This window comes from Parcubacteria group bacterium CG10_big_fil_rev_8_21_14_0_10_36_14 (assembly GCA_002772895.1).
Classification (GTDB): Bacteria; Patescibacteriota; Patescibacteriia.
Genome location: PFCS01000013.1, coordinates 1 through 795, shown reverse-complemented (window position 1 = coordinate 795; position 795 = coordinate 1). Strand labels below are relative to the sequence as shown.

General features: G+C 38.9%; 1 protein-coding gene. It reads right to left on the bottom strand.

The genetic code is table 11. The features are described from left to right. Positions 1 to 122: 122 nt before the first annotated feature. Positions 123 to 795: hypothetical protein (locus COU51_00970; GenBank protein PIR66972.1), on the bottom strand; the 673-nt coding region annotated here is incomplete at its 5' end.

Here is a 795-nt window from a genome sequence, read left to right as displayed (position 1 = left end):
AAAAAAGACAAACCATTCCCATCCCCGTCCAAAATTACATTTTCACAATAAACTTGTTATTTTACTGGAAATTTTCGGTTCTAATCCCGTCTCTGTTTTTATAGTATAAATTTGAAGTTTGTCTATTCCCCAAAAGCATATATTACATTGTCATAAGTGCCGTAATACAACCATCCGTTAGAGCCGATTGCCGGCGCTGAACAGCAAAGATTTTCTTTATACCATTTTATGCTTCCGTCATTTGAATCAAGAGCGTATAATCCTTTTGTTGTTGCAATATATACAGTTCCATCTGCTCCTATGGCCGGACTTGATTGATATGCGTATCCGACTGCTGTATTTTTCCATTTTAGAGTGCCGTTTGACTTGATTGCCCAAAATTCTATAATATATTGTCCTTGAGGATTATGTCTGCCTTTTGCAAAAATTATTCCATCGCCCGATACGGCCGGTTTTATCATTCTATCAACTCCTGAATACGTCCATTTTTCTGTTCCATCGGAATTAAGGGCTAATAATAGGTTACCTGTTTCATTTGGCCTGCTGATGATTACATAAATTGTTCCATCCGCGCCTACGACAGGAGAACTGACAGCTGATTCAGAATTTTTCCACTTTATGCTTCCATCATCAGGGTTTAAGGCATAAAGTCCATCTTCCCAAAAACTCATATATACTGTTCCGCGAGACCCTATAGCAGGACTGGCTGTTTCCGGATAACTCGGCTTATCAGCGTCAAATCGCCACTTTAATGAACCGTCAGGGTTTAAGCTGTAAAGTGTATTTTTAGAAGAG